This window comes from Desulfitobacterium sp. PCE1 (assembly GCF_000384015.1).
GTDB classification, from domain to species: Bacteria; Bacillota; Desulfitobacteriia; order Desulfitobacteriales; family Desulfitobacteriaceae; genus Desulfitobacterium; species Desulfitobacterium dehalogenans.
In genome coordinates this window covers 793,553-807,832 of sequence record NZ_KB913023.1, presented here as the reverse complement: position 1 = coordinate 807,832, position 14,280 = coordinate 793,553, and the positions used below count along the sequence as shown (strand labels likewise).

General features: G+C 48.6%; 13 protein-coding genes. 1 reads left to right on the top strand and 12 read right to left on the bottom strand.

The features are described from left to right. Positions 1-232: 232 nt before the first annotated feature. The gene (locus tag DESPCE1_RS0104000; protein WP_028305448.1) at positions 233-952 is read left to right on the top strand and encodes a poly-gamma-glutamate hydrolase family protein; all 720 of its coding nucleotides are present in this window, start codon (positions 233-235) and stop codon (positions 950-952) included. Between the two features lie 114 nt (positions 953-1,066). On the opposite strand, the gene DESPCE1_RS0103995 is transcribed toward DESPCE1_RS0104000, so the two are convergent. The 12 genes from DESPCE1_RS0103995 to DESPCE1_RS0103940 form a co-directional block, all read right to left on the bottom strand. Continuing rightward, positions 1,067-1,903 (bottom strand): poly-gamma-glutamate hydrolase family protein, encoded by an 837-nt coding sequence (locus tag DESPCE1_RS0103995; protein WP_019849551.1) that lies wholly within the window; start codon positions 1,901-1,903, stop codon positions 1,067-1,069. Between the two features lie 18 nt (positions 1,904-1,921). Further along, entirely contained in the window at positions 1,922-2,056 is a 135-nt protein-coding gene (locus DESPCE1_RS23955) for a hypothetical protein (protein ID WP_005807916.1), read from the bottom strand. Positions 2,057-2,071: 15 nt separating this feature from the next. After that, positions 2,072-2,527, bottom strand: coding sequence for a poly-gamma-glutamate biosynthesis protein PgsC (gene pgsC / locus DESPCE1_RS0103985; RefSeq protein ID WP_019849550.1), 456 nt, complete (start codon positions 2,525-2,527; stop codon positions 2,072-2,074). Next, on the bottom strand, positions 2,508-3,725 hold the full coding sequence (pgsB, locus tag DESPCE1_RS0103980; RefSeq protein ID WP_019849549.1) for a poly-gamma-glutamate synthase PgsB: 1,218 nt from the start codon (positions 3,723-3,725) through the stop codon (positions 2,508-2,510). Before pgsB ends, pgsC begins: the two co-directional genes overlap by 20 nt. Positions 3,726-4,067: 342 nt before the next feature. Continuing rightward, positions 4,068-5,807 (bottom strand): sulfoacetaldehyde acetyltransferase, encoded by a 1,740-nt coding sequence (xsc, locus tag DESPCE1_RS0103975; RefSeq protein WP_019849548.1) that lies wholly within the window; start codon positions 5,805-5,807, stop codon positions 4,068-4,070. A gap of 46 nt (positions 5,808-5,853) precedes the next feature. Continuing rightward, the gene (locus DESPCE1_RS0103970) at positions 5,854-6,174 is read right to left on the bottom strand and encodes an SCP2 sterol-binding domain-containing protein (RefSeq protein ID WP_014792749.1); all 321 of its coding nucleotides are present in this window, start codon (positions 6,172-6,174) and stop codon (positions 5,854-5,856) included. A 47-nt stretch (positions 6,175-6,221) separates the two neighbouring features. After that, on the bottom strand, positions 6,222-7,868 hold the full coding sequence (locus DESPCE1_RS0103965) for a thiamine pyrophosphate-binding protein (RefSeq protein ID WP_019849547.1): 1,647 nt from the start codon (positions 7,866-7,868) through the stop codon (positions 6,222-6,224). A 36-nt stretch (positions 7,869-7,904) separates the two neighbouring features. Continuing rightward, positions 7,905-9,275, bottom strand: a complete 1,371-nt coding sequence (locus tag DESPCE1_RS0103960; protein WP_019849546.1) for an aldehyde dehydrogenase — start codon at positions 9,273-9,275, stop codon at positions 7,905-7,907. 63 nt (positions 9,276-9,338) lie between these two features. After that, positions 9,339-10,595, bottom strand: coding sequence for an MFS transporter (locus DESPCE1_RS0103955; RefSeq protein WP_019849545.1), 1,257 nt, complete (start codon positions 10,593-10,595; stop codon positions 9,339-9,341). A gap of 62 nt (positions 10,596-10,657) precedes the next feature. Beyond that, complete coding sequence (locus DESPCE1_RS0103950) at positions 10,658-11,587, bottom strand: 3-hydroxyacyl-CoA dehydrogenase family protein (protein WP_014792745.1); 930 nt, start codon at positions 11,585-11,587, stop codon at positions 10,658-10,660. Between the two features lie 202 nt (positions 11,588-11,789). After that, a complete protein-coding gene (locus tag DESPCE1_RS0103945; protein WP_014792744.1) occupies positions 11,790-12,710 on the bottom strand; it encodes a LysR family transcriptional regulator in 921 nt (306 codons plus the stop codon). A gap of 213 nt (positions 12,711-12,923) precedes the next feature. Further along, positions 12,924-14,279: a reductive dehalogenase gene (locus DESPCE1_RS0103940; RefSeq protein WP_019849544.1), complete on the bottom strand. Its 1,356-nt coding sequence runs from the start codon at positions 14,277-14,279 to the stop codon at positions 12,924-12,926. Position 14,280 lies beyond the last annotated feature (1 nt).

Below are 14,280 nucleotides of genomic sequence, written 5' to 3'. Positions count from 1 at the left end.
CAGCCGGACCTTGATATCCTTCTGCTCAGCCGATTCCACCAGAGAATCAAACATTTTTTCCCTTTGCAGTCATTATAGGGCAGAAACTTTACCTATCCTTTACCGCAATATGAAACTATTTTTCCAATGTGTTAACAAATGTTACAAGGCAAAAGACCGCCGCCCTAGGGAGTTGCCAAGTGTGGAAAACATCCTTTATAATACAGATATGAATTTTGGCAAAAAGCGGGTGATGAAGATGAAAAACACAGGCATTTTTTCCGGACCGAAACGAATTCTGACTTGCTCCTGCCTGCTGATTTTGCTGTTTGCGGAACCGACCGCGACAGCTTCCGGCGCTACATACCTTGAGGCCCGGGAGTTGCCTCCCCCGCAAGCGGCCACCCTCAACGATGAGGTGAACATAAACGTGAAAAACTTCGGCGACTACGAAATCAGAACGGGCGTGACGGATTCCAAGGTGGCCGTGATCGCCATTCATGGAGGGAAAATCGAGCAGGGGACCAGTGAATTGGCTTACGCCTTGTCCGCCCGCAATCATTACAACTATTACACCTATCTGGGCATAAAAAACAAAGATAACGCCTCCCTGCATATTCCTTCCGCTCAGTTCGAGGAACCGGCCGCACTGGCCATGGTGGCCCAATCGGAAACAACCTTATCCATTCACGGCTGTTCCGGTGCGGGGGAGTTTACCTATATCGGGGGCCTGGACACCGCATTGGCCGGCGAAGTCAAAGACACCCTGACGAAGTACGGCTTTACCGTGCTGGATGCCCCAAAGCACCTGGCCGGCCTGTCCCCGGACAATATCGTCAATCGCAATAAAAACGGGGGCGGCGTCCAGCTGGAAATCTCGAAGGGCTTGCGGGCACAGTTTCTGGATGCCGACAGCGACCAACTGACCAGGTATGTTGCGGCGCTCAGCGAAGCCCTCGGCAACAGGCCATAGAGGCTGCCCGGGTCAGTCATCTGCCGGGATCGATAATCAAAACAGTACACACTCTTAAATACGAAAGCTGCAAACGCTTTTTGGGCGGTTTGCAGCTTTTTGTTTATCTCTCTGTTATTCCTGGATGTTTTCAATCAACTCTTTGGGGGTTTTGGCTCCCTTCTTCAAGATCTGGTTTACCTTTTTCTCAAAGTTGGGCTTGGTCGGGTCAAACTTGTGGAGAAATCCATTATAATTGGCGTTGGTGATTTTCTCCAGTTGGGAAACGATCACCGGCCAGCTGCCGCTTAACGCGTCATCGATGGCGCCCGCATAGCCGGTTAAGGTAGCGGGATCCGCTGCCAGCTTATCCCGTAATCCTTTGGAAACGGCGATCTGAACTCCGCCCAGCCGGTAACTGTCGTTAAACAGTTGATTCTGATTAACGATGTTGCTGTCCATGATTCCGGCGATCCGGTCGGGGACGCTTAAGGTTTGCACCTGGTAGCCTTTGGTGGTCAGATGCAATTTGATCAATTCCGCCAGCAGCTTATTCTGGCCGCCGATATAGGTGATTTCATCATCCCCTGCCGCTCCGACCACGGAAACCGTGTAATCCGAATCCTGAACCAGGCTGACGGCTGTGGGTTCGTCAAACTCGACGGCCCTCAGGAAAAGGCTGCCGTTATCCGCCGCTTTCAGACCCTCAAAGGAATAGGTGTTATATTTGCCGTAGCCGTTCAAGGCTTCGACCAGTTCCGAAGTCCCTCTTTCAATCCCGCCCCCGTGCAGGGCCAAAACGGTGGTGTCGCTGCCGATATCATTCGTTTTGATGGTGTAGTCCGTAGCCGCTTCCGCCGCGGACAGTTCGGCGAAACTGTGATACCCCGGTGTAAGGGCATAGGCGCTGGCGCCAATCCCAAATGTAAACACTAAAGCAACCGCTAAAATTTTGTTAAATCCTTTTTTCATCGTTTTTACTCCTTTCAACTAGAGGAACAAATAATTGACCCCGATAACCGCCAGCATGACTCCCATAACCACAAGGGTCTGGGTGCCGGTCCTGCGCTTGCTGATCTTCATCAGGTACAGGCATTTTTCTTTGATGGTCAACGCCTTATTCATCTTTCTCCTCCTTTCTCAAATTTGGACATTCAACAGCATTGCGCACCCGTAAGTCAGCGCACTCAGCAGGCCCGTGCTCAAAAATGTTGTGGCCAGGCCCTGACGCTGAATGGTGTTGGCCAACAGACCGGGTACGATAATGCCGACTGCCGCCAGTCCGGAAATCATACTATAATCAAAAACAGGCACTAGGGCATGGATGATAAACTGTAAAACGATGGCCACCGTGATCATGGCCACAAATTTTCGCTTGCCGTATAAAATGGTGACTTTACTTACACCGAAATAAACGATGGCATAGGTCAGAATGCTGATCAGGAACGTCAGGAAAATGGCCTGAGGCTGTCTGGCAAGCATGGCCAGATAGCCGGGCACCACCAGACCGGCAGGCAATACGCCCGTGATTTCTGTAAACAGCAGACTCAAGACCACACCCATGATGATCATCGCGTCAATATTGGTCAGCAGCAACGGTTTGCCTCCTTTCCTCCTGTTGGGTGAACCCATTGCATGTGGGGTGTATGATCAGTTCGACCAGTTCTTCCCCGCCCCCGTGGATGTTGCCGACGCCGAAAACCATCCTGCCCGCAAAATCATCCTTGATCATGTGATACACCTCATGGGGAGACAGCCCCTCGGCGTTGATATATTTGCGCGGCTCTATTTTCCCGGTGTGGACGCCTTCACTGATGGGGCCCACTGTCTCCCCCATGGCCACGAGAATCTCAATATCCATCTGCGGCAGGACCTCTCCGGCAAACTGCAGGGTCCGGTCCACCCGGTCGGGCCGGCAGTTGACAATGACCATGGGGCTTGCCGTGGCATAGCCCATCGCTGTGATATGGTCCCAGATCAGACGGGTCGAATTGGGATCATTGGCGGCAAAGCCGTTGACAAAGTAACTCCCGTCCTGCTTGTCCAGGGGATGGATCATCAGGGCCCCTGGGTCCGGATTGGCATTCAGCATTCCCCTTAAGGCCGTGTCCCGGTCAATGTTCAGGGCTTTGGCCACAGCCAGCGCCAGCGCTATATTTTCCGGAAAAACGATATAGCCGAACTTTTCCAGGTAACCGGCAGGAATTTCCTTTTCATCGGTAATCAGGACCCGGCTGTTCCGTTTGCCCGCCTCCCGCCGGAAATAATCGTTATAACGGCTGTCCGCCACAACCAGGGTTCCATTCCTGGGAATGGTGGCTGTAAACGACTCGGCGATAAAGTCCAGGGTAGGGCCGCACAAATCCATATGGTCTTCCCGCACATTGACAATCACCCCGACATTGGCTTTCACCAGCTTCTCCTGGAACGTGATCTGGTAATCGGGATTGACCGCCATGCACTCCGTGACGAAGGCGGAAGCGCCCAGCCGGGCCGCTTTGCGGACGACTGCTTTTTGTTCGATGATGTTGGGCCCCAGAGGGCCCCGTTTGATCGGTTCTTCTTCCTCCCGGTCCCAGTAAATAATTCTGGCACTGGTTCCGGTCGTTTTCCCGACAACCTTCTCCCCCGCCTCCTTCAGGATCCCGGTAATCAACCTGGTGGCCGTTGATTTGCCCCTGGTGCCGTTGATATTGACGCGAAGCGGGATACGGTTCAGATTTCGATTATGTCTGATCTGTTCATACACACCCAGACTAAAAACAAAAATCATCAGCGCTAGCGCAAACTGCAAATCGATCTGTCCTTTCGTCCAAGAATTTACAAACGGAACCCCCTTTCGCCGTTCATTATACGGGACAAATATGACCCAATATTTACCGGGAACAGAATATTTGTTACAGATTTTTAAACAAATGTTACAAAATACCTATAAACAAAAAAGAGCTGTACCTGCGTACAGCCTTTAATATGGCATTTTGGAATTTTTTAAAGGAGAATCTTAAAAGCCCCCCGGTCACTCTCTGAATCGCCCCCTGTCAAGTAGACAGGGGAAATATTAAAATCAGTTTTATTATGTTAACTGTCTACTGCAAGGGGAGCATAGCAATAAGATGTATCCTAAAGGCGTGTTTTCTTACTGCCAGTTTCTTACGTCTAAGTGCTGATACTTAGGTAGTAAGCGGGTGGGCATTTTTAAAGCATCTTTCCTGAAAGGTGGGGCCAGTTGGGTTCCGTCACAAACGATTTCCAGGACGGTGGGTTTTCGGGAGGATAAGGCTTTTTCCAGAGCGGGCCCGACTTCCTCCGGGTTTGTAACGCGAATACCCTGAGCTCCCATAGCAATGGCTACCGGGGTAAAGCTTTCCGGATTGAGAATATCTGCACCGATGAAACGGTTATTGTAGAAGTCGATTTGATTTTTCTTCTCTGCACACCAAGCCATGTTCCGGAAGACAATGGCGACCACAGGGAGATTGTGTTCTACAGCGGTACTCACTTCATGGAGGCTCATTCCCCACGCTCCATCCCCGACGATGGCGACCACGGGAGCATCAGGAGCAGCCATTTGGGCACCTAATGCTGCTGGATAAGCAAATCCCGTATTACCAAAGGTCAGAGCCGCAATATGCATTCCTTCACCTTTAAATCTCAGGTAGCTATTGGCTGTAGAGGAGACATTACCGATATCCGTGGACACAATAGCATTCTCAGGCAGTACCTTTTGGATTTCTAATAGAGCACGGCGGGGGTTGATGGGATCGCCATCCACCATAGCCAGGTCGACGATTTCCTTATCCCAAGCTTCTTGCCGGCTCTTGATAATCCTTAAGTACTCCTCACTCACTTGGGGGTTAGGGAATTTAGCTTCTAAACCCTTAAGGATTTCTTTGGCTGCTTCTTTAGCATCGGCAATCAATCCGACTTCAACAGAGTGAGTCCTGCCGATATGGCGGGGATTGATATCTACTTGAATAATCTTCGCACTGTCCGGAAAATAGTCGATGTCATACTGAGGTGTGGTGCCAAAGACAGAAAGCCGGGTTCCCAAGGCCAGGATCACATCCGCCTCGGCCACTGTATTCATGGCCGCTTTTGATCCCATATAGCCGATAGGTCCTAACCACAGAGGGTGATCGGATGGGAAGGCATCGTTATGCAGATAAGTACAGGCTACGGGAGCAGTAAGAATCTCGGCGATTTTTGCAACAATATCCTTGGCTTTTGTATCGACAACCCCGCGACCGGAGATGATTACGGGACGTTTGGCGGAAGCCAGCAGCTCAACTGCCTTAGCGATGGAGCCTAAATCACCGCATCCCCGTTGGGAAACCCGGTATTGATGGGGTTCAAGAATCTGCTCGTCGATCTCGCCATAGAAATAATCCCGGGGAATATCATAAAGAACAGGTCCCCGTTCGGCATAGGCAATGCGGAAAGCCGTCCGTAAGCAATCCGCCGCCCGGGAAGGATGGGGTACGCGAATGGTCTCTTTGGTAATCGCCTTGAAAATCTGAACGGTGTCTGCTTCCTGGAAGCCATCCCAGCCTACTGTAGGGGTCCCGGCTGAAGGACAGATCACTACCATGGGGGTGTGGGCCATATTGGCTGCTGCCACAGAGGTGACCATATTGGTAATGCCCGGGCCATTTTGACCGATAAGTACGCCGGCACGGCCGGTTACACGGGTATAGGCGTCTTCCATATGACCCGCGGATTGTTCGTGGCGGACAGGGATGAATTGAATCCCGGCCGTGGGGAAGAGATCCAGGAGGTCCATAAAAGCGGACCCTACAATACCCGTTACATGATCAACTCCTTCAGCCAATAAGGTTTCGCAGATGGCTTCACTGGGTGTCATACGCATTTTCGCCATAGTTCTTTCCTCCAAATCTACTCCAGCATGTTTAATGCACTATTGTCTAATAGTATTGCTTTACTACTTCCAAAAGCTTTAAAGCCCTATCTACACGATCCACTTTGACTTTTCCAGTCATAAGGGCTACTGTGGTGTTCAGTTGATTCTTGAGCAATTTTGAATAATCCTCATCGGAAATGGTCATGGTCAGCTCCGGTATATGCGGACAATCTTCATAGACGGTAATCCGGCTGTCTTGGATCACCATTTGGATGGGGCCGCTTTCTTTTAGATTAACTTGGAAAACGAGATCCTTCTCTTCCATATGACCGGGGTCGGCATTCATCTTTTCGCAAAATGCATAGATTTCTTCTTTGATACTCAATGCTTTGTCCCTCCAATTTATAATAGTGCTTACTTGTCTCCTTGGTTCTATCTGCTGGGAGGGCCAAATTGGGGGTCGGTGATGACGTTGACACAAGACATCTTGCCGGAGGCTAGTGCGCGGTCGATAGCATGACCGACTTCTGCGGGATCGGTGACAAATTCACCATAGCCGCCTAAACCTTCCACCACCTTTTCGTAGTGGACTTGCTCCATCAAATCCACACCGACGAATCTGGCTTTGCCACTGGCTTTTTTGGCTTCAGAGCGTTTGATCATTCCCCAGAGGCCATCGTTAAGGATGATTGTAGTGATGCCCAGTCCATAACGTTTTAAAGTATCGAATTCTGCCGAGCCATAACCAAAGGCTCCATCGCCGGTGACCATGATGACTTTCTTCTCAGGATGAGCCAGTTTAGCGGCGATGGCGTAACCCATGCCCACACCTAAAGGACCGAAACTTGTGCTGGCAATGGAGAGCATTTGTCCTGGACCATAGGCCGGAAGAACTAAGGTTGCCCAAGTAGCTGTATCTCCTCCATCTATGACTACGATGGTCTCTTCATCCACCCGTTGAGCAATTTGGTTCATCAGGTGAACAGGATGAATCGGTGTATGGGCGGGGTCACACATTTGGCCAAAAAGACCGGCAAATTGTTGTTTTACAGCATTAAGGAATCCGGCCCATTGGGGGTGACTTCCTTGATCCACTCCCTCGTTAAGCTGCCTCAGAACTTCCCTGGCATCGCCGTGGATACCGACTGTGATGTCCAGCTGATTGGTAAGCTCGGCAGCGTCGATATCGATGCGGATAATTTTCAGATCTTTACGGAAAATTCCCCGTCCTAAGGTAAAGCCAGGCCTTGTGCCGATAACGATGGCCAGATCCGCCTCGGCCATAAGAGCTTGGAGTATGGGGTGATCATAACCGGGACTAATGAATAAAGGATGTTTATCCGTAATGCATCCTCTGGCTGCATTGCGGGTTGCGAAGGGGATGCCGGTTTTCTCTACGAACTCATGGAGCTCGTGGTGAGCCTGGGAGAACCATACTCCGGAACCGGCAATAATAACCGGCTTGTGAGCTTGTTTAATCAGGTCCAGGGCGGCCTGAATGCTGGCAGGATCCCCTTGAGGCTTGCTCCCAACACAATATTTTTCTTGGAATTCCACAGCGGAGGGTTCCACTTCTAATTCCATAAGATCCCTGGGGATTTCGATATAGACCGGTCCAGGTCTGCCGGTGGTTGCATGAGCAATGGCCCTCCCCACATATTCAGGGATCCGTTTTGGCTCAGTAACGGCACGGGAATGCTTGGTCATTTGGCTGAGAATAGCCATTTGGTTAAAATCCTGCAGTTCGTTGCGGTCATTCTCCGTAACCCGGGCTTTGCCGCCGAGTGCAAAGACCGGAAATCCTCCCACATAGGAATTGGCCAGGCCGGTAAGTAAATTAGTAACCCCTGGGCCGGCTGTCCCTGTGCATACTCCCAGTTTACCGGTGGTTAGGGCCCAACCTTCTGCCGCAAAAGCAGCAGTCATTTCATGGCGAACACCGATGAATTGAATGCCCAGTTCCTCACAGCGCTCCATAGTCGGATAGATGTGCCCTCCTGGGATACCAAAGAGATATTGAGCACCTTCCTTTTTTAAGACCTCGGCAACAAGAGCTCCTGCTCTGCATTTATCTTCCATTAGTGAAACCTCCTTTTATTCTGGTTGAGTCAATCCTCACTTCATAATCTTTTTAAGTAAATAAAACTTTCCTTTATAGGGCGGGTAACGGACGGGGATATCGGACTTAAGGGATTGCTTGATTATGCTTTTCCGGTGGGAGAAGGTATTGAAGCTGGCTTTGCCATGATACCCGCCCATACCGCTTTCCCCGACTCCCCCGAAGGGTAAGTGGGAGGAGGCCACGTGGATCACCGTATCATTGATGCACCCGCCCCCAAAGGAAATCCGGCGGATGAGCTCCTCTTCCTTCTCCTTGCTCTGGGTAAAGTAATAGCAGGCTAAGGGTTTGGGTCTATTGTTGACCAGGCGGATCACCTCGTCTAAGGATTCAAATTCCAGAATAGGCAGAAGCGGCCCAAATATCTCTTCCTGCATGACTGGTTCTTCCCATTGCACCCGGTCCAGAAGGGTAGGTGCTATGAGCCGCTTCTCCTTGTGGGATGTACCGCCGCAACGTATTCTCCCCGAGGATAAATAGCCCAGCAATCGTTCAAAATGCTTGTCGTTGATAATCTTAGGTAAATCGGGATTTTCCAGCGGATTCTCTCCATAGAAGTCGCCGATCACCTGGCACATCCTGCTGATCAGATTTTCCTTAACCTGCCGATGAACGAGCAGATAATCGGGAGCGACACAGGTCTGACCGGCATTTAAGAACTTACCCCAAACAATGCGCTTGGCTGCCAGCTCCAAATTGGCATCTTGATCCACAATGCAGGGACTCTTCCCCCCTAGCTCCAGGGTAATGGGGGTGAGGTGTTCCGCCGCGGCATGCATCACCTTTTTCCCCACTTCAACGCTTCCCGTAAAGAAGATATAGTCAAACTTCTCTTCAAGAAGGGCATGATTGACTTCTCTTCCCCCTTCAATCACAGCAATGTAATCTTCAGAGAAATTTTCCCTTAAGATCATGCTCAGTATGGCCGAGGTATGAGCAGAATAAGCCGAAGGTTTCAGCACTGCACAGTTTCCGGCGGCTAGGGCGCCGATAAGGGGAATCAGAGAAAGCATAAAAGGATAGTTCCAGGGTGACATGATTAAAGTGACTCCATAAGGTTCGGGATAGATATAACTTTTCGCCGGGAAACTGGTTAAGGGCGTTCTTACTTTCTGGGGCTGAGCCCAGTCCTTCAAATGCTTTAAGATATAGCAGATTTCCTCTAGGACCAACCCCACCTCCGTTCCATAGCTTTCGAAGTGTGCCTTGTTCAGATCTTCTTTTAAGGCATTGAGGATTTCCTCTTCATGAGCTTGGATACCGGATTTTAAGCGTCGAAGTTGATCCATTCGGAAGGACAGCTCTAAAGTTTGACTGGTGTTAAAAAAATCTCTTTGACTCTTGACAATTTCTTTGATCGTTCTCATGGCTGTTCAGTTTTCACTTCCTTCCGTTTTCTTAACCTAACCCTTACCGCGCTACTTTAATTGCTACTTGGAAATAACCTTAGGGTTCGGGGGGACCAGAGTATCGTTCTTTTTACCGGTTTCCGGTAGAAATATCAGGATTAAGATGAGGGAAAGCAGTGGCAAGGCGACGGCGACAGCTGCAGCATTTCCCAAACCAAGCCAGAGGGCCATAGTGGTCACTGCGGTAGGAACGATAATCTGTCCCAAACGACCGACGATATTGTTGGACCAAGCCATGGCATTGGCGCGGATTTCCGTGGGGAAAAGTTCATTGGTTAACGTGGAGCCTACAATCAAGAAAGAATTAACAAATCCCGCGGAAATGATGCTGCACACCAGTACCGGATAGAAACTCTTTAAGGTAAAGGTTAATACACTAAAGACACAACCTACGACAATGATGATGGCAGCAGCACGCTTGCGCCCGATGACGTCCATCATTTTTCCATTCATGGCAATGACGAAGATTCCGGTAAGGGTTTGGAGAACAAGACCTAAGCTCACCATATTGGGAGTCCAGCTTAATTCGTTAACAACCCTCAGGGAGAAGAAATTTAGAGTTCCTTTCACTCCGAAATAGAGGAATACCCATACCAGGCACATGACCACCATATACTTGGCAAAGGGATTTCGCCAAGGGCCGAAAAGGTCTTCTTTCTGAAGCCGTTTGCCTTGTTTCTTCTCTTCTTGCACTTGCAGGAAGGCCTCTGTTTCTGGCAGGCGGTTTCTCATGAGAAAAACGGGGATCATCGGTAGAGAACCCACTACATAAAGGGCTCTCCAGCTTAAGCCGACACTGGTGAAGACGGGGAGCAGAATACCAATCAGCAAAGCCCCGAATACTGCGGTCAACTGGAATCTTCCTACGGCTTTGCCTCGATGCTCTGTGGAGAACTCCTCACAGAGGATGACATACCCTACGGACCAACACCCGATTAAAAAGATCCGGGCTACGAATTGAAAGAAGATAAACACTTGGATAGTCGGAGAAAAGGCTGTAAAAAAGCTGCAAAGGGAGTACATATACACACAGGATAAAAAGATTTTGCGGCGGCCGATGGTGTCCGCCATCCGCGAAACGAAGAAGGCCACCATGGTACCAAAGGCAATAATGGACAGTGCATAACCTGACATCTGGGTACTTAGAGCAAAATCCGCTTTAATATAGGGTAAAGCAATATTGATCAGTGCATCATCAAAGCCTTCGAAAAAGGCCCCCAATATAAGGATGGGCCACATGGCCTTTTGACGCGGGGTCAATGCAAATTTTCTGCTCATCTCCACTTCCTCCCGAGTAAAAAGTTCCTAACTACAGGAGACCAGCGAATTCCTTTTGCCACTTATTTATTAATGTAAGAATTGAAAAGTTTAAGTTGCTCCAAGAGGCCTGCCTGCCTCTGCATGGAAACCTCTTCGGAATCCTCCGGATAGCTAAAGAAACCTTCTCCTGATTTTAAGCCCAATTTTCCTTCCTTAACTTTTTGGGTGATCACAGCGGGAACTGCCGTGTCATTGCAAAGATCAGGGAAAATGACATTATAGGCAAAGGCGCAGGTGTCCAAACCGATGTAATCCATGGTTTCAAAGGTTCCTTGCCATGCTGATTTAAAGCCGATGCAAGCTGTATTGGCGGTATCCAGATCCTCAAGAGAAACAATTCCTTTTTCATAGAGGTACAAGGCTTCCCGGGCCATGGCGGTCTGCATGCGATTGGTGAGAAAACCTTTGATAAATTGGTTAATGACAATGGGCTTTTTCCCGCATTTCTCCAATTCTTCTCTGAGCCAGGCAACTTTTTCGGGATTGGTTTTGTCATTTTTGACGATTTCGACTAAAGGGATGATTTGGGGTGGATTCATAAAGTGAGCCACGAAGAAGTTTCCCGGGCGAAAATGAGGGAATATCTCGGGCAATGGTAATGCAGAGGTATTGCTGACAATGACGGTCTCTTTGGGACAGAACCGGTCCAGATCTTCATAAACCTTTTGCTTTATGCTGATCACTTCAGGAATAGCTTCTATCACCAGATCCGCATCTTTTACTGCTTCTTCTAAGCTGGTCATGGTTTGGAAATTGCTCATAAGGGTTATGACATCCTGATCTGTGATACCCTTAGATACCATTAAGGTAAGACTATTGCGGATTTCCTTGGTTCCTTCCGCTAAGGCTTCCACTTTAATGTCTGACATAATTACATGATGTCCGCCCATGAGGAATACCTGGGCGATGCCAGGTCCCATGACACCTGAACCAATAACAACCACGTTCATTCCTTATGCCCCCTTTTAATTATGAGATCGACAGTTTGTGAACCTTTGTCTTAATTGTAGTCCCCTTGATCAGTTTTGACTAACACATAGTTTTGAATATTCTGCTATCGGCCACAAACCCCATTTGTAGCCCTATATAAAAAAATTCCGAGAGCATCTCTCGGAAGAATAATCGGTTTTTACTCATAAGCAGTGGCCATGATCAGCAACGGTAATCCTGAGTGGTTAATTTAAGATAGTCAATAAATTCCTTACTGATTTCGGTTTGGAAATTAGCCATGGGATACACCACCCCAATGGTGATATTATTGTGCTTTTCGATAGCTATGGGGACCACTTCCCCTTTCTTGAAGATAAGCTCCTTTTCCAAACCAATTCCAGTGACAAACCCCACCGCCAGACCCTCTTCAATCACCTTTTTATAAATCTGCATACTGTTTGATTTTTGGATTTGCATATGAGCAGGGTCCTGATATCGCTTGATAATCTCCAGAATCCATCCATAAAGATCCTCGGAAACGATCAGTTTTTGCTTAAAGAGTTCAGTATGGGAGATCATACGCTTGTTTTTAAGGGGGGACTTTTTCCCGGCACACACAAAAATCTTATCGTCAAATATGTTTTCGTAGCCCAAACTCAGATCATGGATGGTCTCAGAAAATCCCGGATCCTCACTTGTCCGAAAGATAATACCAATATCGCTTATCCCCTCGGCTACATTACTCATAATTTCTTGGGGGCTGTGCTCCTTTAAAACCACATTGACCTGGGGATGCAGCTTATAAAAGGAAACCAGGATATCCGGCAGGGTCATGTAAGGAACCACATCAATGCGCAGCTTGCCTTTTAGGACCTTTTTAGCGAGTGGTTCCCGGCTAAATTGGGAATAGAGTTCGTCAATCTTGGTTAAGATCTCCTGTGCTTTATTGACAAATTCCTCCCCTTCCTTCGTAAGGGCTACCCCCTTATAAGAACGCACTAAAAGCTCGACGCCGAACTCCTTCTCCAAATTACGAATGGCGACACTAAGATTCTGTTGTGACACATGAATTTGCCCAGCCGCAACAGTTAAGGACTTATTTTTGCTCACTTCAACAAGATAATATAGCTGCTCGATACGCATAAACAGCACCCATCCTATCATCCATATAGCAATAGAACCATACTAAATTAATTATAAGCCAAGTGGTTCTCCTTTCCCAGCTTTATTTGTCCCATATTTCTCATATGATGATGAACGTTGTGTCGGGATGCTCACTGATTTCAGTTTGGGAAGCAGCAAGAAGGGACTGCCACAGCAAGGCAATCCCTTTTCAAAATTGACTTATTTAACTTTCTATCCCCTTAACCAAGGCGCTTTTGTCCAATCCGTATAATATTCGGGCCATTCCAACCACCAACGATTCTTCTCCACTATCTCCGTACCATAACCAAACATATCATCAATGTCCCGGAGTAAACTGCCTGCAAACCCGGCTTTCGAAGCAGCATACACTCCCGCACTGTGCACCCATGACTCCTCTTTATTATTCCAGGGACATACCTTCAGGCAGCGGCCGCAGGAGGAACCTTCCCGGTTTGTCGTCCGGAAAATAGTGCATTTATCCGAATCAGCCGCCCATCTCATATATTGATCCTTAAAGGCAATTTGATCTTTATCACTTCCGATGGCCTCACCCGGGCAGTTTTCAGCACATTTTCTGCAATTGGAACAAAACTCCCTTAAGCCAAAATCAATAGGTCCATCCGGGATCAGAGGCAAATCTGTCACCACAACAGCAGCCTTATGCCGGAACCCTAACCGCGGGTGTATAATGCAATCTCCCGTTCTGCTCATTTCCCCCAATCCGCAGGAAATCAATGCTGGAGGAAGGGGCATGGCGTAGTTGCCATTATGGTTTGACCGGGCATTGTAACCCAGATTCCGGATGTAGCGTGCTAAAATATCCGCCACAAAGGCTGATCTGGAATAAGCCATCATACTCATAGAACCACTGATTCCATCATAACCTGTAGTTCCTAAAAGAGTTTCCAGCCCTTGGTCTACCAGTACCCCAATGCAATATTGGTATTTTTCCGAATGGACAGGTGTACCCGGCTTTGTAGCCAGCTCAACTTTATACTGTTCCCAGTCTGTCCCCGTGGGCACAGGAGCCTGCTCGGAATACATCATCCAGGGGAAAAGTTTACCTACCCCGACTTCATCGGCTCCGGCATAGTAGCAAACATCCTTGATATGCTGAGTTAACTTTTCAATATCAGGCAACGCTAATTTTTCCGGGCTGGGTTCACCGTCCACCGCCTCCGGTACCCCTAAATACATGGACATAAACTCAAAAGCACTGCCTAAGGGGTGCTTGCCGATAAAGTTCATGACCTGACTCTCCGCATCCTCGCCAAGCAGACCTCTGATCGCTCTGTTAAACCCATGATCCTTTTCCATGGTTCTTTGCACTGGAGCAACAAGTTTAGATGTACCCAACCAGCCATCCTGATACCCTATTTTTTTAATGGAGGCCCCGGTTACATGGGCCTTGCTTAAAATTTTGCTATTTGTTGAATCTGCTCCCAGAACTATGTTGGGGCTAAATACCGCTGATGTCCCTGCAGCGGCGACTAAAGCGGCTCCGGCTTTCAAAAAAGTGCGCCGGCTTGTTTTTAAAGCTGGTTTAGGTTCCTGATTCGAATCCATC